The sequence below is a fragment of the Stenotrophomonas sp. YJH_SMC_4 genome (assembly GCF_059371575.1).
Genome location: NZ_JCAFUR010000001.1, coordinates 574,126 through 600,572, shown reverse-complemented (window position 1 = coordinate 600,572; position 26,447 = coordinate 574,126). Strand labels below are relative to the sequence as shown.

Sequence of the window (26,447 nt, the reverse complement as noted above, 5' to 3'; positions counted from 1 at the left end):
CCGGGGAAAGATCCTTCCAGTCGAAGCCGTTATTGGGGAGTAGCCGCTCATGGATATCGCCGAACTGCTGGCGTTTTCCGTAAAGAACAAAGCGTCCGACCTGCACCTGTCCGCAGGCCTGCCGCCGATGATCCGCGTCGACGGCGACGTTCGCCGGATCAACATCCCAGCCCTGGACCACAAGCAGGTCCATGCGCTGGTGTACGACATCATGTCCGACAAGCAGCGCCGCGATTACGAGGAATTCCTCGAAGTGGACTTCTCCTTCGAGATTCCATCGCTGGCGCGCTTCCGAGTGAACGCGTTCAACCAGAACCGCGGTGCCGGTGCGGTGTTCCGTACCATTCCGTCCGAGGTGCTCACCCTCGAGGACCTGGCCTGCCCGCCGCTGTTCCGCGAAGTGATCCAGCAGCCGCAGGGCCTGATCCTGGTGACCGGCCCGACCGGTTCGGGCAAGTCGACCACGCTGGCGGCGATGATCGACTACATCAACAAGAACGAATACGGCCACATCCTCACCGTCGAGGATCCGATCGAATTCGTGCATACCTCGCAGAAGTGCCTGATCAACCAGCGCGAAGTGCACCGCGACACGCATGGCTTCAATGAAGCACTGCGCTCGGCGCTGCGTGAGGACCCGGACATCATCCTGGTGGGCGAACTTCGTGACCTGGAAACCATCCGCCTGGCACTGACCGCGGCGGAAACCGGCCACCTGGTGTTCGGCACCCTGCACACCAGCTCGGCGGCCAAGACCATCGACCGCATCATCGACGTGTTCCCGGCCGGCGAAAAGCCGATGGTGCGCTCGATGCTGTCCGAGTCGTTGCGCGCGGTCATTTCGCAGGCGCTGCTGAAGAAGGTTGGCGGCGGTCGTACCGCAGCGTGGGAAATCATGGTCGGCACCCCGGCCATCCGCAACCTGATCCGCGAGGACAAGGTGGCGCAGATGTACTCGGCCATCCAGACTGGCCAGCAGTACGGCATGATGACCCTGGACCAGCACCTGCAGGACCTGGTCAAGCGCAGCCTGATCACCCGAAACCAGGCCCGTGAGTACGCCAAGGACAAGCGCCTGTTCGAGTAAGGCGGGGCAGTAACGGGGCAGCGTGCACCAGTGCGCCGCTGTTCCCGTGTTGTTTCCTCCACCGACCGTTACCTGGTAAACCGCTTTCCGGGAGCCTGCCGTGAACACCACCGCGACCACCATCGATTTCACTTCGTTCCTCAAGCTGATGGCGCACCAGCGCGCCTCGGACCTGTTCATCACTGCGGGCATGCCGCCGGCGATGAAGGTCAACGGCAAGATCTCGCCGATCACGCAGACCCCGCTCACGCCGCAGCAGAGCCGCGACCTGGTCCTCAACGTGATGACCCCGGCGCAGCGCGAGGAATTCGAGAAGACCCACGAATGCAACTTCGCCATCGGCCTGTCCGGTGTCGGCCGCTTCCGCGTCAGCTGCTTCTACCAGCGCAACCAGGTCGGCATGGTGCTGCGTCGCATCGAGACGCGCATTCCGACGGTGGAAGAACTGAGCCTGCCGCCGATCATCAAGACGCTGGCGATGACCAAGCGCGGCATCATCCTGTTCGTCGGCGCCACCGGCACCGGTAAATCGACGTCGCTGGCAGCGATGATCGGTTACCGCAACCAGAACTCGACCGGCCACATCATCACCATCGAAGATCCGATCGAGTTCGTGCACAAGCACGAGGGCTGCATCATCACCCAGCGCGAAGTCGGCATCGATACCGACAGCTGGGAAGCCGCGCTGAAGAACACCCTGCGCCAGGCGCCGGACGTGATCATGATCGGTGAGGTGCGTACCCGCGAAGGCATGGACCACGCCATCGCGTTCGCCGAAACCGGCCACCTGGTGCTGTGCACCCTGCATGCCAACAACGCCAACCAGGCGATGGACCGCATCGTCAATTTCTTCCCGGAAGACCGCCGCAACCAGCTGCTGATGGACCTGTCGCTGAATCTCAAGGGCGTGGTCGCGCAGCAGCTGGTGCCGTCGCCCGATGGCCGCTCGCGCAAGGTGGCGATGGAGATCCTGCTGGGCACGCCGCTGGTGCAGGACTACATCCGCGACGGCGAGATCCACAAGCTGAAGGAAGTGATGAAGGACTCGGTCCAGCTGGGCATGAAGACCTTCGACCAGAGCCTGTTCGAGCTGTACCAGGCCGGCGAGATCAGCTACGAGGACGCGCTGCGTTACGCCGATTCGCAGAACGAAGTGCGCCTGCGCATCAAGCTCAGCCAGGGCGGCGACGCACGCACGCTGTCACAGGGCCTGGATGGCGTGGAGATCTCCGAGATCCGGTGACCTGCAGATCTGTAGAGTCGACTGTCAGTCGACTCTCGCGCGCAGCGCGGGATTTTCCCGGCCGGTGAAAGAGCAGTCGACTAACAGTCGACTCTACCGGGCGCGTTGGCGATTGATGAATTCCAGTCATGACCAACTGCAACGCTGCCCATTCAATCGGCAGCCCCTGCAGGCGTATCGTCAGCGTTCCCCCTCTGGAGCACGACGATGCAGACACGTGAACTCGGCCGCAGCGGCCTGAAGGTTTCCGCCCTGGGCCTGGGTTGCATGGGCCTGACCCATGCCTATGGCCAGCCGGTCGAGCGCAGCCAGGGCATCGCCCTGCTGCACGCGGCCGTTGAACGCGGCGTGACCTTCTTCGACACCGCCGAAGTGTACGGCCCGTACACCAATGAAGACCTGCTCGGCGAGGCCCTGGCGCCTTACCGCGACAAGCTGGTGATCGCCACCAAGTTCGGCTTCAGGGATGCGCGCACCGATACCGGCCTGGACAGCCGCCCCGAGAACATCCGCGCCGTGGCCGAAGCCAGTCTCAAGCGCCTGCGCACCGACCATATCGACCTGTTCTACCAGCACCGTGTCGACCCGAACGTGCCGATCGAGGACGTGGCCGGCACCGTGCGCGACCTGATCGCCGAGGGCAAGGTCGGCCACTTCGGCCTGTCCGAGGCCAGCGCCACCACCGTGCGCCGTGCGCACGCGGTGCAGCCGGTCACCGCCGTGCAGAGCGAGTACTCGCTGTGGTGGCGCGAACCGGAGCGCGAACTGCTGCCGACCCTGCAGGAGCTGGGTATCGGCTTCGTGCCATTCAGTCCGCTTGGCCGCGGCTTCCTCACCGGCACGATCAACGCCGACACCACCTTCGACGCCAACGATTTCCGCAACAGCGTGCCGCGTTTCGAAGTGGAGGCGCGCCGCGCCAACCAGGCGCTGGTGGATCGCATCAGTACGATCGCGGCAGCACGCGGCGCGACGCCGGCGCAGGTGGCGCTGGCCTGGCTGCTGGCACAGGCGCCGTGGATCGTGCCGATTCCGGGCACCACCAAGATCCACCGCCTGGAAGAGAACCTGGGCGCGGCTGACCTGCAGCTGGCGCCGGAAGAACTGCAGCGCATCGCGCAGGCGCTGGATGAAGTGTCGATCGTCGGTGAGCGCTACAACGCCCAGCGTGCGGCGCAAGCCAAGGGCTGATCACCGGGTGCGGACCGAGGTGGGTGCGGACCGTTGGTCCGCACACCTCATCCAGCCATCGGCCCGCGCAGCGCATCCAGCACCGTGCGCATCGCCACCGTGACGTGGCGGCGCGACGGGTAGTACGCGTAGTAGCCATCGAAGTGCGGGCACCAGTCGTCCAGCACCGACTGCAGGCGGCCATCGTCCAGCATCGGCTGCACCTGGTCTTCCGGCAGCCAGGCCAGCCCGCTGCCGGCCAGCGCGGCAGCACGGGTCATGCCCATGGTGTTGAAGGTCCACTGGCCGCTCACGCGCACGCTCAGTTCGTTGCCGTCCTGGCCGAAATCCCACGGCATCAGCCCGCCATGCGTGGGCAGGCGCAGGGTCACGCAGTTGTGGTCTGCCAGCTCGTCCGGATGGCGTGGGACCACGTGCTGGCGGAAGTAGCTGGGTGCACCGACCACGCGCATGCGCAGCGGCAGGCTGATCGGCACGGCGACCATGTCGCGCGCCAGGCGTTCGCCGAGGCGGATGCCGATGTCGTAGCGCTCGGCCACGATGTCGGCCAGCCCGTAGTCGGCGGTCAGTTCCACCTTGAGGTCCGGATACTGCTGCAGCAGCGGCGCCAGCCGTGGCCACGCGATGTACTCGGCGGCATGGCCGGTGGCATTGATGCGGATGGTGCCGGCCGGGCGTTCACGGTATTCGGCCAGCGCGGCCAGTCCGTCCTCGATCTCGGCCAGGCGCGGGCCCAGGGTGTCGAGCAGGCGGGCACCGGCTTCGGTGGTGGACACGCTGCGGGTGGTGCGGGTCAGCAGGCGCACGCCCAGGCGCTGTTCCAGGCCGCGCATGGCATGGCTGAGCGCGGACTGGGACACGCCCAGCTGGGCGGCGGCCTTGGTGAAGCTGCCCTCGCGGGCAACGTGGACGAAGGCCTGCAGGTCGTTGAGGTTTTCGCGGGGCATGACGGGATGATACGGCTCCCGGATTGAACGGACCTGTCGATTTCCGGCTCCCCTGTTCGTCGTACCGGTACATCCAACGCAAGGAGCTTCCGCATGAGCACTGAAAAGCCCAAGGGCCCGGCTTCGTACTTCCCCTCCATCGAGAAGACCTACGGGCAGCCGGTGGCGCACTGGTTCGGGCTGCTGGCCGGGAAGAAGGGCCTGAAACACATGGAACTGGTCAGCTTCCTGAAAAGTGAGCATGGGCTGGGCCATGGCCATGCCAATGCGCTGGTGGCGCACCATCTGGCCGGCAAGGGCTGAGCAGCGGCGGGCCGGAGATCGGGCGGGGCGCATTCAGCTGAACGATTTCATCTGCAACTGTCATGCAGATCGTGTCTAATACCGCTCCCCACCTGCTGTTCCCCACCCGTATGTCCCTTCCCTCCCATGGCCCCGCGCCGTGCGACGACGCTGACGGCCATCTGGTCACCGCCGGTCCGCTGACCCCGCCGCCCGACAGCGCCGGCACCACCGCCGACGAAAAAGCGCTGCGCCACTCGATCGCCGAGGACGTGCAAGGCATGGTGCTGGCCACGATGGTGGCTTCGCTGGGCCTGGCCATCTTCGCCAAGGGCGGGCTGATGATCGGCGGCATGGCGGGCATGGCGTTCCTGCTGCACTACTCGATGGGCTGGAACTTCGGCCTGGTGTTCGTGCTGGTCAACCTGCCGTTCTACTGGGTGGCGCTGCGGCGCATGGGTTGGGAATTCACCCTGAAGACCTTCGCTGCGGTCACCGCCTGTGGCGTGTTGACCGACCTGCTGCCGCGCTGGATCGACTTCTCGCACATCAACCCGCTGTATTCGGCGATCGTCGGCGGTGCGTTGTCCGGCCTGGGCATCCTGTTCTTCATCCGCCACCGTGCCAGTCTCGGCGGCATCGGCATCCTGGCGGTGTACCTGCAGCGCACCCGTGGCTGGAGCGCGGGCAAGGTGCAGATGTCCTACGACGCCTGCCTGATGGTGGCCGCGTTCTTCGTGTTGTCGCCGTCGAAGGTGCTGTACTCGGCCATCGGCGCGGTGGTGCTCAGCCTGGTGCTGATGTTCAACCACCGCCCCGGCCGCTACATGGGCGTGTGACCGTTCAACGGGGTTGCCGGCCAGCGGCCGGCACTACCGGAACCCACGCGTGGCAAGGCCGGGCCATGCCCGGCGGATATCCATCAGCGGGCGGCGGCCTTCAGCCACGGCGGCGACAGCGTCAGCAGCCGCGCATGCACCGGGCAGTCCTCGGCATGCGCACCGGGCAGGTAGCCCAGGCTCATCAGGAACTCGCCGGTGATCTCGCCGCCGGTGAAGCGGAAGGTCTTCTTGAACAACTTCACCCAGTCGGCCTTGCTGCGCGGGTGGTGCGCATCCAGCCACGACGCGAAGCTGCCGTGGCTGGCCCGCAGCTGCTGGATCACCTGTGCGTTGTGGATCGCCGCCAGCACCTTCAGCCGGTTGCGGATGACGCCCGCGTCCGACAGCAGGCGCTCGATGTCCTGCTCGGCGTACGCCGCCACGCGGTCCACATCGAAGCCGTCATAGGCCGTGCGGAAGCCCTCGCGCTTCTTCAGGATCGTTTCCCAGCTCAGGCCGGCCTGGTTGATCTCCAGCACCAGCCGTTCGAACAGCTCGCGCTCGTCACGCTGCGGAAAGCCGTATTCGTTGGCGTGGTAGTAGTCGTGCACCGGATGGCCCGGGGCGATGAGGCAGTAGCCGCTCATGGGGAAGGCTCGTTGGATTCGGATTCGGGATCGATGGCCAGCGCAGGGTGCCCGCCGATGGACAGCATCGGCCAGCGCGGTGGCACGAGCGTGAGTTTGCCGTCACGCAGGGCCTGGTTGATCGCCTCGGCCTGGCCGCTGACGGTGCCGAACAGCGAACCGGCCCGGCGCCAGTGGGCATCCCTGCCACGTGCGTACAGCACGCAGTCCGGCCCACGGTGGGTGTACAGCTCGCACAGCAGCACTTCGCCAGTGCCATCGCCGTCCAGGTCGCGATGGACGATCAGGCAGTCGCGCTCGCTCTGGGCGCAGGATTCGCCATCGATCGCGCGCGTGGCCAGTGCCTGCCACCAATCGTCCGGTGGCGAGCTGGATCCCTTGGCCAGCTTCAACGCGCGCTGCAGGGCGACGACGTCCTGCGGCCCCTTGTCGAGGCGGTGGCCGTCATCCCAGCGCGAGGTACGTGCCAGCGCGGCAGCGATCACCTGTGGCGCGTTGGCATCGGCGGTGATGGCTGGATCACGCTGCAGCTCGCGCAGCGCCCGCACGCCGCGGTGGCCAAGATCGAAGCGCAGCACGTTGACGTCACTGCTGGTGATCGCGGGCGGGTCCGCACGCAGGCGCGCCAGCTGGCTGGACAGGGTCAGCCGCACCGGGTCCAGCAGCGGCGAGTTGCCCAGCAATGCCAGTGCCAGCACCGCCCAGCACATCCAGCGGTTGACCGGCTCCAGCATCTGCAACCAGCGGCGCTGCCGGCGCAGCACCGCCAGCGCGTAGCCCACGGCATAGCCGGCCACGGCCACTGCGACAAGTACCGCCCAGAACCGGTCCACGGTCCAGCCGTACTGCACCACGCGCAGCCCCAGTGCGTACAGCGCCAGTGCGGCGTAGACCGGCAGCGCCAGCAGGCTGGCTTCAACCAGCCGGCGCAGCAGCAGCGGGTAGGGGGCGCTGTCTTCCCCCTGCTGGTAGACCGCATTGGTGAACGTCACCAGCAGCAGCGACAGCACCAGCAGCAGGCCGGCGGCCGAGCGGGTCTTCCACAACGGTTCCAGCCCGGTAAGCGGCAGGCTCAGCACGAACAATACGGCGATGAACGAGAGCAGCGGCAACAGCCCACGGCAGATCGCGAACAGCACCTGGCGGGTGATCTGGATGGCGCGGTGCTGGGTGCGCCCGATCAGTACGCCGAACCCGGCCAGGCTGCCGGTGGCCAGTGCGATGAACGCGTCCTGCCGGAACAGGTCGCGGAAGACGGTCACGTCGAGCAGCTGGAACAGCGCCGACCACAGCCACAACAGCAGCCAGGTCAGCCCGGTGAACAGTGCCGCCAGGGCCAGGGTCAGACCATTCTGCCAGGCGCGCTCGAACAGCTCGGGGTAACTGGCACGCCAGTGCCCGTGCTGCAGCTGGAACTGCCACCAGGGCAGGACCACGAACACCGCAACGGCCATGCCCAGGGTCAACGGAAGCTGCAACGCGCCCGATTCCAGTGCGGTCTCGCCATTGAGGTTCCAGCCGATCCAGGCGGCCAGCGCCAGCACCACCGTCGAGCCGAGCACGGCCTGCAGCCACAGGCGGCGCTGGCCCAGCTCCACCAGGCTCAGCGCCACCGCGCTGGGAATGGCCAGCACCCAGGCGTACCAGCAGTAGCGCCAGCCGATATCGCGGAACGGCCACGCGTCGGACAGTTCCTGCGCGGCATACAGCATCAGGCCCTGCAGCAGGGCAAGCAGGACGATGGCGCTGCGTGCCGGCAGGGTCAGGGGCGTTGAAGACTGCATCGATGACCTTCCATGGCAAAGCACCATCCTAGCCCATCGCAGTTCGACGCCATCGCGCGACCATCCCGCCCCCAGCAGGTAGAATAGGACCATGCCTGTAACGCCGACCTCCCTTGCCGATCACCTGCTCGTCGCGCTGCCGTCGCTGCTCGACGCGACCTTCGCCCGCAGCGTCGCGCTGATCTGCCAGCACGACGAGAACGGGGCGATGGGCGTGCTGGTCAACCAGCCTTCCGAGTACACGCTGGGTGAAGTGCTTGCACAGATGGACATCACCACCGGTGATGGCGACCTGCAGGCGCGCATGGTGCTCAACGGCGGCCCGGTGCATCCCGAGCGCGGCTTCGTCATCCATGACGACGCGCGGGCGTGGGATTCCAGCCTGACCGTGGGCGACGGCCTGTACCTGACCACCTCGCGCGACATCCTCGAAGCGATGGCGCGCGGCGAAGGCCCGGCCAATGCCGTGGTCACCCTCGGCTGTGCCGGTTGGGGCGCAGGGCAGCTGGAAAGCGAGCTGTCCGAGAACAGCTGGCTGACCGTGCCGGCCGATGCCGAGCTGGTGTTCCAGATGCCGCTGGAGCAGCGCTGGCAGGGTGCGGCCTCGCGCATCGGCGTGGACCTGTTCCGGCTGACCGACTACAGCGGCCATGTCTGAGCCCATCACGCCCGCGCCGGATTCTGCTGCCCCGGCGATCCGCCGTGATGGCACCGTTCTGGGTTTCGATGTCGGCTCGCGACGGATCGGCGTGGCCATCGGCAGTGCCTTCGCCGCGCATGCGCGCGCGGTGGCCGTGGTCGATGTGCACGGCAACGGCCCGGACTGGACCGCGATCGAACGCCTGCTCAAGGAATGGAAGCCCGACGGCCTGGTGGTCGGCGACCCGCTGACCCTGGACGGCCAGGACCAGCCCAACCGCAAGCGCGCGCAGGGCTTCGCCCGCCAGCTGCGGGAGCGCTTCAAGCTGCCGGTGGTGATGATCGACGAGCGTTCCAGCTCGGTCGAGGCCGCACGCCGCTTCGCCGTCGAGCGCGCCGAAGGGCGCAAGCGCCGCCGTGATGCGGCTGCCCTCGATGCCGTCGCCGCAGCGGTGATCATCGATCGCTGGCTGTCGTCGCCGGACGACGCCACCCCCATTCCCTGACTGCCCGACACCGCCATGACCGCCCAGCAAATCGATGCCTCCGGACGCCTGCGCCACCTGCTGACCCTGGAGGGCCTGCCGCGCGAAACGCTGCTGCAGCTGCTCGACCGCGCAGGGCAGATCCGCGATGCCGCAGTGGGCCGCGTCGGCAACAAGCGCCACGTGCTGGCCGGTTCGGCGGTGTGCACGCTGTTCTTCGAACCGTCCACGCGCACCCGCAGTTCGTTCCAGCTGGCCGCGCAGCGGCTGGGGGCGGACGTGCTGAATTTCGACGCCTCGACCTCCTCTACCCGCAAGGGTGAGACCGCCTGCGACACGCTGCGCAACCTGGAAGCGATGGGCGTGCGCGGCTTCGTGGTGCGCCACCCCGATGACGGCGCCGTGGCCGCACTGGCCGATGCGGCAGGCGAGGGCACCGCGCTGATCAATGCCGGTGACGGCCGCAGTTCGCACCCGACCCAGGGCCTGCTGGACATGCTGACCCTGCGCCAGGCCAAGGGCCCGGATTTCTCGAAGCTGAAAGTCGTGATCGTCGGCGACGTGAAGCACTCGCGCGTAGCCCGTACCGACCTGCATGCGCTGCGCACGCTGGGCGTGGGCGAGATCCGCGTGTGTGGCCCGCAGTCGCTGCTGCCGGACGACGAGACCCTGAAGGGCTGCGTGGTCGGCGATGATTTCGACGCGATGCTGGAAGGCGTCGACGCGCTGATGATGCTGCGCCTGCAGCGCGAGCGCATGGAAGAAGGCCTGGTGCCGTCGCTGGAGCAGTACCACGCGCAGTACGGCCTGACCAACGAACGCCTGGTGCGCGCGGGCAAGGATGCCGCGGTGCTGCACCCGGGCCCGATCAACCGCGGCGTGGAAGTGACCGACGAGGTGGCCGACGGCCCGCAGTCGTGGGTGCTGCGCCAGGTCGCCAACGGCGTCGCCGTGCGCATGGCCGTGCTGGAAACCCTGCTGGGCTGACCTGCCCGGGTGGGTGCCGACCGTTGGTCGGCACGGTTGATCTGTCCTTATCCGATCCGGTGGGTGCCGACCGTTGGTCGGCACGGTTGATCTGTCCTTATCCGATCCGGTGGGTGCCGACCGTTGGTCAGCACGGTTGATCTGTCCTTATCCGATCCGGTGGGTGCCGACCGTTGGTCGGCACTGAACCGTCAGTGCGGTGAAGTGCGGGCCTAGCCATTGAATGGTTCCGGGCCTACCTGTACTGACGTGATTGCCCGATAGAACCGGAGTAGCGGCAGGCGCACGCTTGGGCCCATGAGCCGCGCACGCCTACGCCTTGGCCGCCATTCCCTTATCGGACAATCCTACATCCTGACCACCGTCATCCAGGAGCGTCGACGCTACTTCGATGATGCCACTGCGGCACAGGAGGTGATGGATGTGTTCCGTCGCATTGATGCTGAGGGCCTGACGCACTCACTTGCCTATGTGGTCATGCCGGACCACATCCATTGGCTTGTGGAGATCCGTGCGTTCTCGCTGGACTACATCATGCAACGCTTCAAATCGAGCAGTGCATTGCGGATCAACCGCATGCTGGGTAGGACAGGACCATTCTGGCAATCGAGCTATCACGATCACGCCATTCGTTCTGAAGAATCACTGTTTCGCCATGCGATGTACATCGTCGCCAACCCGGTCAGGGCGAACTTGGCGAGCTGCGTGGGAGAGTATCCGTATGCCTGGTGCCGATGGGAGATCGATGAGAGGTACCAGGCAATGGATTACCCCGAAGCGGAGAGGTAGTGCCGACCAACGGTCGGCACCCACCCATACCCAAGCCGACCAACGGTCGGCACCCACCCATACCCAAGCCGACCAACGGTCGGCACCCACCAATACCCAAGCCGACCAACGGTAGGCATCCACCAACAGGTGTTTCCCAGCAGAAGCTGCGCTTCAGCGCTTCTGCGCGAACAGCCATTCCCACATTGCCGGGTCGGCGTAGGTGGCGTCCCAGGCATTGTGGTTGCCTTCCGGGTATTCGGTGTAGCGCACGTCGCGTGCGGCGGCGCGCTGGAATGCGGCATGCAGTCTGCGGTCGTCGTCCGGCGGCACCACGTCATCCAGTGCGCCGTGGAAGATCCAGATCGGCGTGTGCTGCAGGCGCTGGGCAATCACCGCGTACGGGTCCGCTTCGTGCGCGACCTGCTCGACGAACAGGGTCGGGCGTACCGCACGCGGGGCGAGCACCGCGCCGCACACGGGGACGATCGCGGCAAAGCGGCGTGGGTCATCCAATGCGATGTTCCAGCTGCCATAGCCGCCCATCGACATGCCGGTCAGGTATTGCCGCGCCGGGTCGGCGCCGAATTCGGCGATCGTCGCGTCCAGCGCGGCCACTGCCGTACGGTTGTTGCGGCCGCTCCATTCCTCGTGGCCCGGCACCTGTGGGAACACCACCAGGGCGGGGAAATCGGGATGTGCACGCAGGTAAGGCCCCAGTCCGGCGTGGGTCTGCTTGACGCCATCGGCGCCGCGCTCGCCCGAGCCGTGCAGGAACAGGACGACCGGAAGGTGGGTGGGAGCGGCGGCCTGCACGCCGGCCGGAATGAACACCTGGTAGTAAGCCGTTTGCCCGTCTACCTTCACCGCACGTGCTTCGAAGCGGCCACGCGCGTTGTCCGGCAGCGAAGTGCAACCGCTCATCATCAGAAGGGCCAGCAGTGGCAGCCAGCGCGACAGCAAACGGACCATGGGATTTTCCGAAGCGGCGAGATCGCCTGCATCGTAGTCCGCCGACGTCGGCCCGGCATCGTGCGCCGCGTCACTGCGGGCGCGGGAAGCTGGCGATGATCTCCAACTGCTCCTGTGCCTCGGCATTGCCCTCGGCGGCGGCGGCCTGCACCTGCGCAATGTCCGGGTGCAGGACCACCAGCAGTGGGTTCTCGCAGACCGGGCAGTCGTACTCGGTGGCGTCCTCGTCCAGCTCCATCTCCATGGCACGCGAGCTGCCCTTCCATTCGCAGGCCGGGCAGGTGTGCTGGTGGTCGCGCCAGCCGGGCTGGAAGTAGTTTTCGATTGTCGTTGCCATGGGGGGATCCAGTTGGGATCGGGTCAGAGCGCCGCGCAGCGGGGATCCGACCCTCGAGACGGTCAGTGCAGCAGCACCAGGGTGGCCAGGCCGAGGAAGGTGAAGAAGCCCATCGAATCGGTCACGGCGGTCAGGAAGATGCCGCTGGCCAGCGCCGGGTCGAAGCCGAAGCGTTTCAGCGTCAACGGCACCAGCACGCCGGCCAACGCAGCAAACAACAGGTTGCAGGTCAACGCGATGGCGATCACTGCCGACAACCCGGGCGAGTGGAACCAGGCGAGCACGATCAGGCCCAGCACCGAACCCAGCATCACGCCGTTCAACAGCGCGACCCGTACTTCCTTCCACAGCAGGGTGCGGGCGTTGGAGGCGCCCACCTGGCCCAGCGCCAGGCCGCGCACCATCAGTGCCAGCACCTGGGTACCGGCGTTGCCGCCGAGGCCGGCGACGATCGGCATCAGCACCGCCAGCGCCACCAGTTTGTCGATGGTGCCTTCGAAGTGGCCGACCACGCTGGAGGCCAGAAAGGCCGTGCACAGGTTCACCGACAGCCACATCAGGCGGCGGCGCATCGCGCGCCAGACCGGGCTGAACAGATCTTCGTCCTCGTCCAGACCGGCGGCGCCCAGCGCCTGGTGCTCGGCCTGGCCGCGGATGATGTCGACCACGTCATCGATGGTGATGCGACCAATCAGGATGTTGTTGTCATCCACCACTGGCGCGGAGATCCAGTCATGGTCGGAGAACTGGCGGGCGACTTCCTGGTCACTCTCGCCGACGTCGATGGCTGGCTGCTCGTCGTCGATCAGGCGATTGATCGGGGTGGTGTCCTCGTGGGTCACCAGTGCCGCCAGCGACACGCGGCCTAGGTACTGATGGCGGCGGCTGACCACGAACAGGTGGTCGGTGTGGTCGGGCAGTTCACCGCGCAGGCGCAGGTAGCGCAGCACGACGTCGACATTGACGTCGGCGCGCACGGTCACAACGTCCGGATTCATCAGGCGACCGGCGCTGTCCTCGGGATAGGACAGGACCTGTTCCAGGCGCTCGCGGTTCTCGCGGTCCATCGACTTGAGGACTTCGTCGATGACCGTGTCCGGCAGGTCTTCGACCAGGTCGGCCAGATCGTCGATGTCCAGGTCTTCGACCGCGGCGATGATCTCGTCCGGGTCCATGTCCGCGAGCAGGCTTTCGCGCACGTCGTCGCCGACGTGGACCAGCACCTCGCCGTCGTCTTCCGGATCAACCAGTCCCCACACCACCTCGCGCTTGCCCGGCGGCAACGATTCGAGCAGGTTGCCGATCTCGGCCGGGGCCAGGGTGTTGACCAGGCGACGCACCGGGCCCAGCCGGCCGCTGTCCAGTGCATCGGACAGCATCCGCAGTTGGCGCGCAGTCTTGTCGTGGCGTACAGCTTCAGCCATCGCAGCTCCCGCGGGGATAAGAAAAGCCGCGATCCCGGCAAGGATGCGGCAACAGGGGTGTTCAGCGCGTCATTATCGCAAGGCGATGTTTCAACGCATAGCCGCCGGGTGGCGGGAGTGCCGGCCGCTGGCCGGCAACGTATTGGCCTTCAACGAGACGGGGTCAGATCCCTTTTCCCGCGGAAAAGGATCTGACCCCAGGCGTGCATGCCCGGCGAGCGGGGGGTATCAGGCCGTTTCGGCCACCAGCGCCAGCCAGCACTCGATCGCGCGGCGGTCGCGCGCGGCCAGCAGCTTCGGTGCGCGCGCGCGCAGCATGGCCAGGTCGGCCTCGCGGACCGCGCGGCGTACTTCCAGCAGCGTGCCCGGGTGCAGGCTGAACTCGGTCAGGCCCAGTGCCAGCAGCAGTGGGGTCATCCGCGCATCGCCGGCCATCTCGCCACAGACCGCCACCGGGATGCGGTGGCGCGCGCCGGTCTCGATCACCATCTGCAGCAGCCGCAGCACCGCCGGGTGCAACGGCGAATACAGCTCGCCCAGTGCTTCATTGTTGCGGTCGGCCGCCAGCAGGTACTGCACCAGGTCGTTGGTGCCGATCGACAGGAAATCGACCAGGTCGATGAAGCTTTCCAGCGCCAGCGCCGCAGCAGGGACTTCGATCATCGCGCCCAGTGGCACGTGGTCGGACACCGTGTGGCCTTCGCCGCGCAGCTGTTCGGTCAGCTTGAGCATGCGGCGGCGCACTGCCAGCAGTTCCTCCCGGGTGCTGACCATCGGCACCAGCACCCGCAGCTTGCCGTAGGCCGAGGCGCGCAGGATCGCGCGCAGCTGGGTGTCGGCTACCTTCGGCCGTGCCAGCGACAGGCGTACGCCGCGAAGGCCGAGCGCCGGGTTTTCTTCGTTGCTCAGGGTCAGGCCGGTGCGGTCGGCCTTGTCCGCGCCCAGATCAAGGGTGCGGATGGTCACCGGTCGCCCGCTCATGCCCAGTGCCGCATCGCGGTAGGTCTGGAACTGTTCTTCTTCATCCGGCAGCTCGTTGCGCTGCAGGAACAGGAATTCGGTGCGGTACAGGCCCAGGCCGTGGGCGCCCAGCGCATGCGCCTGGGTCACGTCCTCCAGCGACTCGGCATTGGCCAGCAGGGCGATGTCGACCTGGTCGCGGGTGCGGCTGGGCTTGCTGCGCAGGCGGCCGAGCTCGCGCTGTTCGCGCGCGTGTTCCTTCAGTCGTGCGCGGTAGTCGCGCAGATTGTCGGCCTGTGGATTGGCGGTGATGCTGCCGTCGGCGCCGTCGATGATCAGCACGTCGCCATCGGCGATGCGGCTGAGCAGCTGCGGCACGTTGACGATCAAGGGCAGGTGCAGGCTGCGCGCAAGGATCGCGCTGTGCGAGAGCGCGCTGCCGGCGGCGGTGACGATGCCGACCACGCCTTGCGCCTGCAGCTGTGCCAGTTCGGAGGGCGCGATGTTGTCGCAGACCAGGATCTCGCCGGCCAGGCCTTTCACCGCTGGCGGGCGTTCGGGCTGCAGGAAGGCATGAATGCGGCCGATCACATGGTCGAGGTCGTCCATGCGGCTCTTCAGGTAAGCATCGTCCATGCCGTCGAAGACCTTGGCCAGGCGGTCGCGCTGCAGGCGCAACGCATAGCCGGCGCTGTACGGTCCGCTGCGGATCAGTTCGTCCAGCCCATACAGCAGCTCGGGATCGTCCAGCAGCAGCGCATGCAGGTCGAGGAACTCACCCACTTCCTGGTTCAGCGCTCCATGCAGGCGCTGGCGCAGCTCGTGCATCTCCGACCGCGCGGCGTCCACCGCGCGATGCAGGCACGCCAGCTCGGCCTCGACCTGGTGGGCGGCAACGCGCTGCTCGGCCACTTCCAGTGCATGCGGCAGGCGCACGCGGGCGCGGCCCATTGCCGTGCCGCGGGCGGCACCATGCCCGGCCAGCAGCAGTACCGGCCGCTGGCCGGAAGGGGGTTGGCCGGCGCGTGCGCGTGGCACGCTCAGCTGTCCTCGTCGAAACGGCGTTCGAACAGGCCGACCACCGCCTCCATCGCGGCGGCTTCGTCCTCGCCGTTGATGCGCACGGTGACCGGGGTGCCCTGGCCGGCGGCCAGCAGCATCACGCCCATGATGCTCTTGGCGTTGATCTCACGGCCTTTGGCGGCCATGGTCACGTTGCAGCGGAACGGCGCCAGGGTCTGCACCAGCTTGGCGGTGGCCCGGGCATGCAGGCCCAGGCGGTTGCTCACGGTGAGTTCTCGTTCAAGCATCGTCGACTATCGCTCCATTACGGGTACCCGCCGCGGCTGTGGCGGGCAGTTGATCCAGTCCCTGTTCCGGATAATTCATCACCCGCAGCAACATCGGCAGGCTCAGCGCCGACACCCGGCGAACCGGGGTCCCAAGCCGGGCCAGCTGCCCGGCAAGGTTGGCAGGGCTGGCGCCGTACAGGTCGGTCAGGATCAGCACACCATCACCCCCGTCAACCCGCCGCAGGGCGGCCGAGGCGAGCGGGAGCAGGGCGTCCAGGTCTGCGTCGAACGGTACTTCGAAAGCTTCGGTTTTCAGCGGCAACTGCCGCAGGAGCCGGGTCGCCACGTCAAGCAGGGCGGTCCCGACCCCAGGATGTGTTACGAGGAGAATGCCACAGGTCATTACTGCACGTTAACAGGTCAAGGTGAATTGGCGATAGCAGCAGGAGAGGGGCACTGTGTCCCGTATTCAGCGTTGCTCCCAGGGGAGGCCTTTTCCGTTGAGAGAGAGATCCGACCCCATCCGTTTTTCGATGCCTGACAGCGATTCATGCACGCATGGCGTGGATCCATCGTGTCGACCAGGGTCGACACCCACCCGCAGCAGAAATCTGTCAGAGGTGGGGCGGTGTGGGTCTGCAGGACCGTTGGCGCCATGGATGGCGCCATCGAGCCCCCAGGGGTGAGGGCGCTTTGCTTGCGAAGCACTGCTTCGCAAGCGCCCGAACGCCCAGCCGCCAGCGGCTGGGCCGGACCGCGGAGCGGGGTTCACGGCGTGTCCTGCAGACCCACACCGCCCCGCCATCCCACGGAATGCCGCTTCTGCTGTTGCTGTTGCTGTTGCCGGCCAGCGGCCGGCACTACCGGCGGGTGCCGGGCGCAGCCCGGCCGACCCCCCTCAATCCTGTTCGCGGTGGTACGTCGCCACGTCTTCCCAGCCCATCTCGCGGGCATGCCGGGCCAGACGCTCGGCCAGGAACACCGAGCGGTGCTTGCCGCCGGTGCAGCCGAACGCCACGGTCACATAGCTGCGGGTGCCATCACTCAGCTTCGGCAGCCAGGTATCGAGGAAGTCCATCAGCTGGGCCAGGTAGCGCTGCACGTCCGGCTGCGCTTCCAGGTAGTCGCGTACACCCGGTTCGCGACCGCTGAGCGCGCGCAGGTCCGGGTCCCAGTGCGGATTGGGCAGCACCCGCGCATCGAACACGAAGTCCGCTTCGGCCGGCACGCCGCGCTTGTAGGCGAACGATTCGAACAGCAGCGACAGGCCGGTGGCATGGTCCATCGTGAACTCGGTGATGATCCGCCGCCGCAGCTGATGCACGTTGAGGCTGCTGGTGTCGATCACCGCATCGGCCTCGCGGCGCAGCGGTGCGGTCAACTCGCGTTCGCGGGCGATGGCTTCAGGCAGCGACAGGCCCAGCTGGCTCAGCGGATGGCGGCGACGGGTGTCGGCGTAGCGCTTGAGCACGGCCTCGTCGCTGGCCTCGAAGAACAGCACCTTCACGTCCACGCCGGCGTCGGCCGCCAGCTGCCGCCAGTCGCCCAGCTGGCTCAGGTCGGCCTGGCCGCGAACGTCGATGCCTACGGCCAGACGCCGTGGTGCGCTGCCGTCGTGGTTGGTCAGCAGGCTGCGCACGAAGTCGGGGAGCAGATTGATCGGCAGGTTGTCCGAGCAGTAGTAATCCTGGTCCTCGAAGGTCTTCAGGGCGACGGATTTACCCGAGCCGGACAGGCCGCTGACGATGATCAGGGTCGGGGCGGAGGGGGTGACGGTGCTCATGGACAGGCTCTTCGAAGGGCAGGGAAATCAGGGTGTTCGCCGTTCCAGCAGGTTGCTGTGACGGGCGATGAACATGGCTGCCGGGTCGATGCCCTTGGTGCGCAGGATGTGCAGGCGGGTGGCCGCCTCGGTCAGCACGGCCAGGTTGCGGCCGGGCATCACCGGCAGGGTGATCAGCGGTACGTCCAGGTCCAGCACATGGCGGGTGCCCGAATCGCCGGTCAGGCGCTCGTAGCCATGCGGGGTGGGTTCGGTCATCGGCTTGGTCAGGTGGACGATCAGCCGAAGGTACTTGTTCTTCTTTACAGCCGTGTCGCCGAACATCTCGCGCACGTTCAACACGCCCAGGCCGCGCACTTCCAGCAGGTCCTGCAGCAGCTCCGGGCAGGTGCCATCGAGTACATCGGGTGCGATCTGGGTGAATTCGGGGGCATCGTCGGCCACCAGGCGATGGCCACGGCTGAGCAGTTCCAGCGCCAGTTCGCTCTTGCCGGATCCCGCTTCGCCGGTGATCAGCACGCCGATGGAATAAATCTCCATGAACACGCCATGCAGGATCACCCGCGGCGCCAGCGTACGCGCCAGGTGGTAGGACAGGTGGTTGAGCAGTTCGTGGCCGCGCTTGGGCGACAGCCACAGCGGCGTGCCGGATTCGTCCGCGGCAGCGCGCAGGTCTTCCGGGCAGGCCTGGTTGCGGGTCAGCACCAGCGCCAGCGGGTGCGACTGCATGATCTTTTCGATGGTCTCCCAACGCTGGCGCGGTTCCAGCGCATCCAGCCAGGACAGTTCCTCGGTGCCCAGGATCTGCACCTTGTTGGGGTAGATCGCATTGAGATAGCCGGCCAGCGACGGACGCCGCGAGACCGTGTTGCCGGCCTCCAGCTCGCGCTTCTCGCCGGACTTGCCGGCAGCCCAGCGCAGCCCCAGCCGCTCGCGCTGCTGTTCGAACAGTTCACGGGCGGTGATGCTGGTATTCATGCGGCACTCGCAGGTGGGGTCATGTCCAGCGCCTCGCGCAGCGCCCGGGCATCGCCCGCTTCGCGCAGGGCCTGGCGGATGTCCGGCGCCGAGAACAGCTCGGCCAGCTCGGACAGCAGCATCAGGTGCTGGTGGGTGTAGTGGGCGGGGACGGCCATCGCGAACACCAGGTCCACCGGCTCCTCGCCACCGAAATCGACCGGGGTGGCCAACCGCAGCAGGGCGCCGCGGGGGCGGTCCAGGGTTGGCGCGCGGCCGTGGGGAATGGCGATGCCGTGGCCGATGGCGGTGCTGCCCAGCGCTTCGCGCTGGCACAGGTTCAGATAGATCTGTTCGGCGTTGGCCTGGCGGCAGGCCAGCAACCCGGCGGCGGCCTGCAGGACGCTGTCACGGTCGGTGGCCGTGCAGAGCTGGGTCTGCACGGCCGCCAGGAGGTCAGTCAGGGGCATGTCTGCGGGGAACGGTGGCGATCAGCCACCATTGTCGCCCACCGGCAGCGGTGCGTGCTGCTGTTTTTTCTCCTTGTGCTTGATCACCAGACGGTCAAGCTTGTCCGCAAGCAGGTCGATCGCGGCATACATCGTCTGGGCATTGGCCTCGGCGTGCAGGGTCTGGCCGGGAATGTTGAGGCTGGCGTCGACGTGGTGTTCGGTCTTCTGCAGCTTGAGGGTCACCCGCGCTTCGCAGTGCTGGTCGAAGTGCTTTCCGATCCGGGCCAGCTTCTCCTCAACATAGGACTGCAGGGCCGGGGTGACTTCGACATCTTTGCCAAACGTTTCGATGCGCATCGGGTTTCTCCTGTGTTCGGATGTGCCAATGAACCTCTCCGCCGGGCGCGGCGGCGCGTCAAGCGATTCTGACCCTTTCGTGCGAGGCGGAAATGTTCATGGCTTCACGATACTTCGCCACGGTGCGTCGCGCTACTGGAATTCCCGACGATTTGAGCAGGTCAGCCAGCTTGGCGTCAGAAAGCGGCTTGCGCGGGTTCTCGTCGTCGATCAGGCGCCGGATCATCGCCTGGATGGCGGTGCTGGACGCTTCGCCACCGCTCTCGGTATCGATGCCCGAGGCGAAGAAGGCGCGCAGCGGCAGGGTGCCTCGCGGGGTACGCACGTGCTTGCGGGCGATCGCGCGCGAGACCGTGGATTCGTGCAGGCCGAGCTCGGCGGCGATCTCGCGCAGGGTCAGTGGACGCAGCGCCTGCTCGCCGAATTCGAGGAAGCCGGCCTGCTGCAGGATCAGGCTGCGCACGACGCGCAGCAGGGTTTCACCACGCTGCTGCAGCCCTTTCAGCAGCCAGCGCGCTTCCTGCAGCTGGGCACGCAGGTAGCCGGCATCGGCGTCGCCACAACGTCGGATCAGCTGTTCGTAGCCGCGGTGGATCACCACCTTCGGCCCGGCATGCGCGGCCAGCGCTGCGCGCCATACGCCGTTCTGCCGCCACACCACCACATCCGGCACCACATAGGTGTCCTGCGACAGCGGCGCGATCTGCGTGCCCGGGCGCGGGTCCAGCGAACGCAGCAGCGCCACGGCAGTCTCGACCTCGTCCAGCGGCAGCTTCAACTCATGGGCGAGCCCGGTGACGCCGCTGCGCGGCAAACGTTCCAGGGGTCCTGCGGCAATCTGTCGCGCCAGGAGCAGGCCGGGCGTGTCGCCGGCCAGCACATCCAGCTGCAGCAGCAGGCATTCGCCCAGCGTGCGTGCAGCCACACCCACCGGATCGAAGCGCTGGATGCGGTGCAGCACGGCGAGGATCTCGCCCTCGTCGGCGTGGATCGCCGGCAACAGGGTTTCAGCGATGGTGGCCAGCGGCTCGCGCAGGTAACCATCGTCGTCCAGTGCATCGATCAGCGCGGCACCGATGCTGCGATCACGCGAGGACAGATGCGACAGATGCAGCTGCCACAGCAGATGGTCGGCCAGTGTTTCGGTTTCGGCTACGCGCTCGGCGGCGCTGCCGTTGTCGTCGTCATCATCGAAGCTGCCACCGCTGCCGGTCGTCGTCCAGTCCAGTTCGGTCGGCGCCCAGTCGTCGCCCTCATCGCTGCGCTCTGCAGGCGCTTCGTTGTCGTTGCCATCGCTGCCTTCGTTGGCGGCGCTGCTGTCGTTGCTGTCGGCCCAGTCCAGCAGTGGGTTGCTTTCCACTGCCTGCGCGATCTCCAGCTCCAGTTCGGTGGCCGACATCTGCAGCAGCTTGATCGCCTGCTGCAACTGGGGCGTGAGCACCAGTTGCTGTCCCAACGATGTCTGCAGCCGAGTCTTCATGCCTGTGCCGAAAGGAAGGAAAGGGACCCGGCGACTGCTTCACAGCTTGAAGGAATCCCCGAGGTAGACGCGGCGTACATCGGCGTTGTCCAGGATCGCCTCCGGCGAACCCTGGGCCAGCACGCTGCCCTCGGCGAGGATATACGCGCGGTCGCAGATACCCAAGGTCTCGCGCACGTTGTGGTCGGTGATCAGTACGCCGATGCCACGCTGCTTGAGGTGGGTGACGATGCGCTGGATCTCGCCGACCGAAATCGGGTCGACACCGGCGAACGGTTCGTCGAGCAGGATCAGGCGCGGTTGTGCGGCCAGTGCGCGGGCGATCTCGCAGCGGCGGCGTTCGCCACCGGACAGGCTGGCGCCGAGCTGGTCGGCGACATGGCCCAGCTGCAGTTCGTCGAGCAGGCCGTTCAATTCGCGCTCGCGGCCGGCCGAGTCCAGGTCCTCGCGCAGTTCCAGCACCAGGCGGATGTTGTCGGCCACGGTAAGCTTGCGGAACACCGACGGTTCCTGCGGCAGGTAGCCCACCCCCTGCTTGGCGCGGGTGTACATCGGGTCGCCGGTGATGTCCTTGCCGTCGAGCACGATGCTGCCGGCATCGGCGGCCACCAGACCGACGATCATGTAGAAACAGGTGGTCTTGCCGGCACCGTTGGGGCCGAGCAGGCCGACCACTTCACCCGCATCGAGGGTCAGGCCGAAGTCCTTGACCACTTCGCGCTGCTTGTACTTTTTGCGCAGGCCCTTGGCGACGAGCATTACTTCCTGCTCCCGGCCGGCTGTGCCGGCGTGGTGGCCTTGGGCTGTGCCGCAGGCGCGGCCGGGGTCTTGTTCTTCGGCGGGATGACGGTACGCACGCGGCTGCCGTCACCACCGGAGTTCATCTCGCCGGTGCGGGTGTTGTAGACCATGCGCTGGCCGGCATTGGTGCCGCGCGCGCTGGTGACCTTGTAGTTGCCGGTCAGGGTGATGATCTCGGTCTTGATGTCGTAGTCGATGCGATCAGCCAGCGCATCCATCCAGGTGCCGTCATCAAGCTGCTGCTTCATCTTGGCCTGCTTGCCGGTGAACACCACGCGCACGGCCTCGCCGTCCTTGAGGTAGATCTCGGCCTCGGACGAACGCAGGTCCAGCGTGCCCTGGGTGATGATCACGCCCTGCGACAGTACGGTCTTGCCGTCGCCGGTGAGCATGCCGGACTGGGCGCCGGAATCGATGTGCATGTCTTCGTTGCGGTCGGTGGACTTGGCGAAGGCGGCGCTGGGGACAAGAAGATCGAGCGCGAGTACGGCGGCAAAGGGAATCTTCATCGGGGTCCGTTCTACCGGTGGGGGCCTGCCGGGCGGGCCGGGGGCGGAGGGTGGGGCTGCCGGCCCTGCGCCTGTCCGGAGACGTCGCGGGCTGGCGGCGGAATCAGCGTCTGGGCGTGTAACGGCCCTTGGACTGGCTGAGGAAATGATACGTGTTGTTCTTCGAATCCACTTCGAAGCCGACGCCGGACTGTTCCATGCCCGGGCGGGTCATGGTCACCAGGGCGTCGGTACGGGCGCGGTTCTCCTTCGGGAACACGTCCAGGTGGTCGGTGCGGAAGGTGGTCGGCACCACACCCGGGCCCGCCGGGCTGTCGCCGGCAACCTTGCCGCGCAGCTTCATCTCGTCGCCCTTGGCGCTGAGCCAGCCAGTCTCGGCACGCAGCGTCCAGTGCTTGCCATCCTTGTCCGGCATCTCGAACAGCGGGGTGGCGATGTTGATGGTCTGGTCGCCGCGCTGGCGTTCCAGCCGCGGTGCGCGCAGGGTGGTCGATTCCTTGCCGTGCTCATCCAGGGCAACGATCTGGAAGTCATGCAGGATGTAATCCACGCCGATTTCCTGACCCCCCGTGGCTGGACCCTTGTCGCGGTTGCGCAGCGCCGCCCAGCTGCTCAGCAGGGCGGCCAGCAGCAGGCTGATGCCGAGCACGGTGCGCCAGTTCAAGGTGGGCAGGTTCATGCGCCAAACCTCGCCAGCACCGCATCCGCGCGGCCCTGGGCGGCCAGCAGGATGTCGCACAGCTCGCGCGCGGCGCCACGGCCACCCTCGGCGCGGGTCTGCCAATGCACGCGTTCGGCGATCCACGGATGGGCATTGGCCGGGGCCACCGCAAGGCCGACCGCACCCAGCGGCGCCAGATCGGGCAGGTCATCGCCCATGAACGCCACCTGTTCCAGGCCGATCCCGTGCTGCGCACACAGCGCCTGCACGCTGGCCAGCTTGTCGCCCACGGCGATCTGGGTGTCGATGCCGAGGTCGGCGCCGCGCTTGAGCGCGGACTGGCTGTTGCGCGCGGTGATCAGCACGGGGTGGATACCGTGCTGCTGCAGCAGTTTCAGGCCCAGGCCATCCTGCACGAAGTACGCCTTGCTCTCGTTGCCGTCCTTGTCGTAGTACAGCCGACCGTCGGTGAGGGTGCCGTCCACGTCGAAGCAGGCCAGGCGGATCTGGGCCGCAGCGGCATGCAGGTGGGCGGGGAAGGCGGGCAGGGGGGACCAGGGCATCAGGGCGGCAGGCTCGTTATGGGCGGGTGCAGCGTTACAGACTGAATGGGGTCTACGGACTGTCGGTTAAACCACCCGGGCCCGCAACAGGTCATGAATGTTCAGCGCGCCAACCGCGCGGCCCTGGTCATCAACCACGATCAGGCCGGTGATCTTGTGGGTCTCCATCAGGCGGGCGGCCTCGACCGCCAGCTGGTCGGCGCCGATGGTGCGCGGGTTGCGGGTCATCACGTCGGCGATCTTCGCCGTACGCACGTCCAGCGCGCTGTCCAGCGCACGGCGCAGGTCGCCATCGGTGAACAGCCCGATCAGCACGCCGTCGGCGTCGACCACGGCGGTCATGCCCAGCCGCTTGCGGCTCATTTCCACCAGCGCCTCGCTGAGGCTGGCGTCGGCGCCCACGCTGGGCAGGTCGTCGCCGGTGTGCATGACGTCGGTGATGTGCAGCAGCAGGCGACGGCCGAGGCTGCCGGCCGGGTGCGAGCGGGCGAAGTCATCGGCGGTGAAGCCACGCGCGTCAAGCAGGGCCACGGCCAGCGCATCGCCCATCGCCAGCGAGGCAGTGGTGCTGGAGGTCGGCGCCAGCGCCAGCGGGCAGGCTTCGGCCGGCACGCTCACGTCCAGGTGGATGTCGGCGGCGGTGGCCAGGCTCGATTGCGGGCGGCCGGTCATGGAAATCAACACGTTGCCCTGGCGCTTGAGCACCGGCAGCAGCATCAGCACCTCGTCGGACTCGCCCGAATAGGACAGGGCCAGCACCACGTCGTCTTCGGTGATCATGCCCAGGTCACCATGGCCGGCTTCACCGGGGTGCACGTAGAACGCCGGCGTACCGGTGGACGCCAGGGTGGCGGCGATCTTGCGGGCGATGTGGCCGGACTTGCCCATGCCGGTGGCGACCACCCGCCCGCGGCTGGCCAGGATCGCCTGGCAGGCCTGCTGGAAGGCCTCGCCAAGGCGGTCGGCCACGGCATCCAGCGCCTGCCGCTCGATCTCGAACACGCGGCGGCCACTGGCAACCAGGCCGGCAGGGTCGACGGAACGGGGGGGCAACAGGGATTCGGCCATGCGGACGCCACGCAGCGGAAGTAGAATGGACCCACATTTTATTAGGAAAGCCCGTTGGACGCCGACACCATCCGCAATCTGATCGAAACCGGCCTGCCCGGCGCCCGCGCCGACGTGCAGGGCGACGATGGCGTGCATTTCGAAGCGACCGTGGTCTGCGAGGCCTTCGCCGGCAAGATGCCGCTGGCCCGCCACCGCATGGTGTATGCCACCCTGGGCGACCTGATGGGCGGCGCGATCCACGCGCTGGCGCTGAGAACCGTGACCCCGGCCGAAGCCGGCTGAACCGCAGAAGATCCCGAATACATGGCCAAGATCGTTGTGACCGGCGGCGCTGCGCTGCACGGTGAAGTGAGCATCTCCGGCGCCAAGAACGCCGTCCTCCCCATTCTCTGCGCGACCCTGCTGGCCGATGAGCCGGTGGAGATCACCAACGTGCCGCACCTGCACGACGTGGTCACCACGGTGAAGCTGCTTGGCGAGCTGGGCGCCAAGGTCACCATCGACCAGGGCACGCTGTCGCGCGGCAGCGCGATCGTGGTCGACCCGCGTCCGGTCAACCAGCACGTCGCACCGTATGAGCTGGTCAAGACCATGCGCGCCTCGATCCTGGTGCTGGGCCCGCTGCTGGCCCGCTTCGGCGCCGCCGAAGTGTCGCTGCCGGGCGGCTGCGCGATCGGCTCGCGACCGGTCGACCAGCACATCAAGGGCCTGCAGGCGCTGGGCGCCGAGATTGTGGTCGAGAACGGCTTCATCAAGGCCAGCGCCAAGCGCCTGAAGGGTGGCCACTTCACCTTCGACATGGTCAGCGTCACCGGCACCGAGAACGTGCTGATGGGCGCGGTGCTGGCTGAAGGGACCACCGTCCTCGACAACTGCGCGATGGAACCGGAAGTGACCGACCTGGCGCACTGCCTGATCGCGCTGGGCGCGAAGATCGAAGGCCTGGGCACCGCCCGCCTGGTGATCGAGGGCGTCGAGCGCCTGTCCGGTGGCCGCCACGAAGTGCTGCCCGACCGCATCGAGACCGGCACCTTCCTGGTGGCCGCGGCGATGACCGGTGGCAAGGTCACGGTCAACCGTGCGCGCCCGAACACCATGGACGCGGTGCTGTCCAAGCTGGTCGAGGCCGGTGCGAAGATCGAGACCACCGACGACAGCATCACCCTGGACATGCAGGGCAGGCGGCCGAAGGCGGTCAACCTGACCACCGCGCCGTACCCGGCATTCCCGACCGACATGCAGGCGCAGTTCATGGCACTCAACTGCGTGGCCGATGGCGTGGGCGTGATCAACGAAACGATCTTCGAGAACCGTTTCATGCACGTCAACGAACTGCTGCGCCTGGGCGCGGACATCCAGGTTGAAGGCCACACTGCCATCGTGCGTGGCAGCGAGCACCTGAGCGGCGCACCGGTGATGGCGACCGACCTGCGTGCGTCGGCCTCGCTGATCTTGGCCGGCCTGATGGCCAGCGGCGATACCACCATCGACCGCATCTACCACCTTGATCGCGGCTACGAGAACATCGAAGAGAAGCTGTCTTCGCTCGGCGCCACCATCCGGCGCGTGCCATGATCCTGCGCGGCAAGTTCAGCCCGCGTCGCAAGGCGCTGCTGGCCCTGGTGCTGATCGTGCTGGCGTGGCTAGGCTATGCCTGGTACGCCAACATCGCCATCACCCAGGGCATCGAGCAGAAGGACATGGACTGGAACGGCGACGGCACGGTCACGCGTGACGAGATCATCGAGTCGTTCTATGCGGTCGCGGTGAACGACAGCCAGGACGGCAACCGTCATTGCCGCACCTTTGTCTGGCGCAGCACCGGTGAGCAGATCCGCGTGGACTGCCGCACCGAGTTCAAGCCGGCGGCGGCCGAGGAAAAGAAGTAAGAAAAACGCCCGCGAAAGCGGGCGTTTTCTTTTCGCGGGGCCCGGGGTCAGAGCCCAT

General features: G+C 67.0%; 31 protein-coding genes. 12 read left to right on the top strand and 19 right to left on the bottom strand.

Features of this window, described 5'->3' with window-relative positions; all coding sequences use genetic code 11:
• Positions 1-49: 49 nt before the first annotated feature.
• The 3 genes from AC5P9F_RS02835 to AC5P9F_RS02825 all read left to right on the top strand — a co-directional run bounded on the left by AC5P9F_RS02835 (position 50) and on the right by AC5P9F_RS02825 (position 3,521).
• Positions 50-1,087, top strand: coding sequence for a type IV pilus twitching motility protein PilT (locus tag AC5P9F_RS02835; RefSeq protein WP_004147099.1), 1,038 nt, complete (start codon positions 50-52; stop codon positions 1,085-1,087).
• Between the two features lie 100 nt (positions 1,088-1,187).
• Entirely contained in the window at positions 1,188-2,330 is a 1,143-nt protein-coding gene (locus AC5P9F_RS02830; RefSeq protein ID WP_005408369.1) for a PilT/PilU family type 4a pilus ATPase, read from the top strand.
• Positions 2,331-2,537: 207 nt separating this feature from the next.
• Positions 2,538-3,521 (top strand): aldo/keto reductase, encoded by a 984-nt coding sequence (locus tag AC5P9F_RS02825; protein WP_114618884.1) that lies wholly within the window; start codon positions 2,538-2,540, stop codon positions 3,519-3,521.
• A 47-nt stretch (positions 3,522-3,568) separates the two neighbouring features.
• On the opposite strand, the gene AC5P9F_RS02820 is transcribed toward AC5P9F_RS02825, so the two are convergent.
• Positions 3,569-4,468, bottom strand: a complete 900-nt coding sequence (locus AC5P9F_RS02820; protein ID WP_133050767.1) for a LysR family transcriptional regulator — start codon at positions 4,466-4,468, stop codon at positions 3,569-3,571.
• 93 nt (positions 4,469-4,561) lie between these two features.
• Here AC5P9F_RS02820 and AC5P9F_RS02815 point away from each other — a divergent pair, with 93 nt between their 5' ends.
• Together AC5P9F_RS02815 and AC5P9F_RS02810 are read left to right on the top strand one after the other, a co-directional pair.
• Positions 4,562-4,771, top strand: coding sequence for a DUF4287 domain-containing protein (locus AC5P9F_RS02815; protein WP_005412490.1), 210 nt, complete (start codon positions 4,562-4,564; stop codon positions 4,769-4,771).
• Positions 4,772-4,881: 110 nt separating this feature from the next.
• Positions 4,882-5,589: a YitT family protein gene (locus AC5P9F_RS02810; RefSeq protein ID WP_024956077.1), complete on the top strand. Its 708-nt coding sequence runs from the start codon at positions 4,882-4,884 to the stop codon at positions 5,587-5,589.
• Between the two features lie 83 nt (positions 5,590-5,672).
• Here AC5P9F_RS02810 and AC5P9F_RS02805 read toward each other — a convergent pair whose 3' ends face one another.
• On the bottom strand, positions 5,673-6,218 hold the full coding sequence (locus AC5P9F_RS02805; RefSeq protein ID WP_012479338.1) for a DNA-3-methyladenine glycosylase I: 546 nt from the start codon (positions 6,216-6,218) through the stop codon (positions 5,673-5,675).
• Positions 6,215-8,002 (bottom strand): DUF4153 domain-containing protein, encoded by a 1,788-nt coding sequence (locus tag AC5P9F_RS02800; RefSeq protein ID WP_060380163.1) that lies wholly within the window; start codon positions 8,000-8,002, stop codon positions 6,215-6,217. Before AC5P9F_RS02800 ends, AC5P9F_RS02805 begins: the two co-directional genes overlap by 4 nt.
• A gap of 91 nt (positions 8,003-8,093) precedes the next feature.
• On the opposite strand from AC5P9F_RS02800, the gene AC5P9F_RS02795 reads away from it, so the two are divergent.
• From AC5P9F_RS02795 to AC5P9F_RS02780, 4 genes are all read left to right on the top strand, one after another.
• Complete coding sequence (locus AC5P9F_RS02795) at positions 8,094-8,660, top strand: YqgE/AlgH family protein (RefSeq protein WP_062606624.1); 567 nt, start codon at positions 8,094-8,096, stop codon at positions 8,658-8,660.
• Positions 8,653-9,147 carry a Holliday junction resolvase RuvX gene (gene ruvX, locus AC5P9F_RS02790; protein ID WP_005408378.1) on the top strand — a complete coding sequence of 165 codons (495 nt, stop codon included), beginning with the start codon at positions 8,653-8,655 and terminating at the stop codon, positions 9,145-9,147. Before AC5P9F_RS02795 ends, ruvX begins: the two co-directional genes overlap by 8 nt.
• A gap of 15 nt (positions 9,148-9,162) precedes the next feature.
• Positions 9,163-10,113: an aspartate carbamoyltransferase catalytic subunit gene (locus AC5P9F_RS02785; protein ID WP_308680139.1), complete on the top strand. Its 951-nt coding sequence runs from the start codon at positions 9,163-9,165 to the stop codon at positions 10,111-10,113.
• Positions 10,114-10,410: 297 nt separating this feature from the next.
• Positions 10,411-10,902 (top strand): REP-associated tyrosine transposase, encoded by a 492-nt coding sequence (locus tag AC5P9F_RS02780; protein WP_099484775.1) that lies wholly within the window; start codon positions 10,411-10,413, stop codon positions 10,900-10,902.
• Positions 10,903-11,055: 153 nt separating this feature from the next.
• On the opposite strand, the gene AC5P9F_RS02775 is transcribed toward AC5P9F_RS02780, so the two are convergent.
• The 16 genes from AC5P9F_RS02775 to AC5P9F_RS02700 all read right to left on the bottom strand — a co-directional run bounded on the left by AC5P9F_RS02775 (position 11,056) and on the right by AC5P9F_RS02700 (position 24,497).
• Positions 11,056-11,853, bottom strand: a complete 798-nt coding sequence (locus AC5P9F_RS02775; protein ID WP_099484776.1) for a carboxylesterase family protein — start codon at positions 11,851-11,853, stop codon at positions 11,056-11,058.
• Positions 11,854-11,923: 70 nt separating this feature from the next.
• Positions 11,924-12,190, bottom strand: a complete 267-nt coding sequence (locus AC5P9F_RS02770) for a hypothetical protein (protein ID WP_005408382.1) — start codon at positions 12,188-12,190, stop codon at positions 11,924-11,926.
• Positions 12,191-12,252: 62 nt separating this feature from the next.
• Positions 12,253-13,614: a magnesium transporter gene (mgtE, locus tag AC5P9F_RS02765; protein ID WP_005408383.1), complete on the bottom strand. Its 1,362-nt coding sequence runs from the start codon at positions 13,612-13,614 to the stop codon at positions 12,253-12,255.
• 228 nt (positions 13,615-13,842) lie between these two features.
• Positions 13,843-15,612 carry a phosphoenolpyruvate--protein phosphotransferase gene (gene ptsP / locus AC5P9F_RS02760; RefSeq protein ID WP_111173787.1) on the bottom strand — a complete coding sequence of 590 codons (1,770 nt, stop codon included), beginning with the start codon at positions 15,610-15,612 and terminating at the stop codon, positions 13,843-13,845.
• A gap of 2 nt (positions 15,613-15,614) precedes the next feature.
• Positions 15,615-15,884, bottom strand: a complete 270-nt coding sequence (locus AC5P9F_RS02755) for an HPr family phosphocarrier protein (RefSeq protein WP_005408385.1) — start codon at positions 15,882-15,884, stop codon at positions 15,615-15,617.
• Positions 15,877-16,269, bottom strand: coding sequence for a PTS sugar transporter subunit IIA (locus AC5P9F_RS02750; protein ID WP_005408386.1), 393 nt, complete (start codon positions 16,267-16,269; stop codon positions 15,877-15,879). The genes AC5P9F_RS02755 and AC5P9F_RS02750 overlap by 8 nt, the downstream gene beginning before the upstream one ends.
• A gap of 495 nt (positions 16,270-16,764) precedes the next feature.
• Entirely contained in the window at positions 16,765-17,649 is an 885-nt protein-coding gene (gene rapZ, locus AC5P9F_RS02745; protein WP_005408387.1) for an RNase adapter RapZ, read from the bottom strand.
• A gap of 27 nt (positions 17,650-17,676) precedes the next feature.
• Positions 17,677-18,627, bottom strand: coding sequence for an HPr(Ser) kinase/phosphatase (gene hprK / locus AC5P9F_RS02740; protein WP_005408388.1), 951 nt, complete (start codon positions 18,625-18,627; stop codon positions 17,677-17,679).
• On the bottom strand, positions 18,624-19,076 hold the full coding sequence (locus tag AC5P9F_RS02735) for a PTS sugar transporter subunit IIA (protein ID WP_005408389.1): 453 nt from the start codon (positions 19,074-19,076) through the stop codon (positions 18,624-18,626). The genes hprK and AC5P9F_RS02735 overlap by 4 nt, the downstream gene beginning before the upstream one ends.
• Positions 19,077-19,097: 21 nt before the next feature.
• Positions 19,098-19,415, bottom strand: coding sequence for a ribosome hibernation-promoting factor, HPF/YfiA family (hpf, locus tag AC5P9F_RS02730; RefSeq protein ID WP_004147311.1), 318 nt, complete (start codon positions 19,413-19,415; stop codon positions 19,098-19,100).
• Positions 19,416-19,473: 58 nt separating this feature from the next.
• Positions 19,474-20,895, bottom strand: coding sequence for an RNA polymerase factor sigma-54 (locus tag AC5P9F_RS02725; protein WP_111173710.1), 1,422 nt, complete (start codon positions 20,893-20,895; stop codon positions 19,474-19,476).
• A 39-nt stretch (positions 20,896-20,934) separates the two neighbouring features.
• Positions 20,935-21,654: an LPS export ABC transporter ATP-binding protein gene (gene lptB / locus AC5P9F_RS02720; RefSeq protein ID WP_005408391.1), complete on the bottom strand. Its 720-nt coding sequence runs from the start codon at positions 21,652-21,654 to the stop codon at positions 20,935-20,937.
• A complete protein-coding gene (lptA, locus tag AC5P9F_RS02715; protein ID WP_164225759.1) occupies positions 21,654-22,205 on the bottom strand; it encodes a lipopolysaccharide transport periplasmic protein LptA in 552 nt (183 codons plus the stop codon). Before lptA ends, lptB begins: the two co-directional genes overlap by 1 nt.
• 103 nt (positions 22,206-22,308) lie before the next feature.
• A complete protein-coding gene (lptC, locus tag AC5P9F_RS02710; protein WP_012479345.1) occupies positions 22,309-22,884 on the bottom strand; it encodes an LPS export ABC transporter periplasmic protein LptC in 576 nt (191 codons plus the stop codon).
• On the bottom strand, positions 22,881-23,429 hold the full coding sequence (locus AC5P9F_RS02705) for a KdsC family phosphatase (protein WP_005408394.1): 549 nt from the start codon (positions 23,427-23,429) through the stop codon (positions 22,881-22,883). Before AC5P9F_RS02705 ends, lptC begins: the two co-directional genes overlap by 4 nt.
• A 66-nt stretch (positions 23,430-23,495) precedes the next feature.
• Positions 23,496-24,497: a KpsF/GutQ family sugar-phosphate isomerase gene (locus tag AC5P9F_RS02700; protein WP_049459900.1), complete on the bottom strand. Its 1,002-nt coding sequence runs from the start codon at positions 24,495-24,497 to the stop codon at positions 23,496-23,498.
• Between the two features lie 54 nt (positions 24,498-24,551).
• Between AC5P9F_RS02700 and AC5P9F_RS02695 the strand changes: the two genes are divergently transcribed.
• Genes AC5P9F_RS02695 through AC5P9F_RS02685 form a run of 3 tightly spaced genes read left to right on the top strand, consistent with a single transcriptional unit; the run spans position 24,552 to position 26,389 of the window.
• Complete coding sequence (locus tag AC5P9F_RS02695) at positions 24,552-24,782, top strand: BolA family protein (protein WP_111174462.1); 231 nt, start codon at positions 24,552-24,554, stop codon at positions 24,780-24,782.
• Between the two features lie 21 nt (positions 24,783-24,803).
• Entirely contained in the window at positions 24,804-26,075 is a 1,272-nt protein-coding gene (murA, locus tag AC5P9F_RS02690; protein ID WP_005408397.1) for a UDP-N-acetylglucosamine 1-carboxyvinyltransferase, read from the top strand.
• Positions 26,072-26,389 carry a hypothetical protein gene (locus tag AC5P9F_RS02685; protein WP_005408398.1) on the top strand — a complete coding sequence of 106 codons (318 nt, stop codon included), beginning with the start codon at positions 26,072-26,074 and terminating at the stop codon, positions 26,387-26,389. The genes murA and AC5P9F_RS02685 overlap by 4 nt, the downstream gene beginning before the upstream one ends.
• Positions 26,390-26,447 lie beyond the last annotated feature (58 nt).